Annotated in this window: 1 protein-coding gene; it reads right to left on the reverse strand. The window is 41.1% G+C overall.

What is annotated here, in order from left to right; all coding sequences use genetic code 11:
- The coding region (locus FLA105534_RS18005; protein ID WP_173967479.1) for an AMP-binding protein at positions 1-236 on the reverse strand (236 nt) is incomplete at both ends.

Consider the following 236-nt stretch of genomic DNA (forward strand, 5'->3'; position numbering starts at 1 on the left):
ATTTGAATCCTCTTTGGCCAATACACAGCACTGGCTGATTCCACGTACCGATGACAATACATTCTCGATTTCACCAAGCTCTATTCGATAACCACGAATCTTAACCTGATTATCTTTTCTGCCGATAAACTCCAGATTACCATCAGGGAGCCAACGCGCTAAATCTCCCGTCTTATAAATTCTATCGCCCTCTTTAAATGGATTTTCTATAAACTTCTCCCGGGTTAACTCTTCTT

Source organism: Flavobacterium collinsii, from assembly GCF_902804485.1.
GTDB classification, from domain to species: domain Bacteria; phylum Bacteroidota; class Bacteroidia; order Flavobacteriales; family Flavobacteriaceae; genus Flavobacterium; species Flavobacterium collinsii.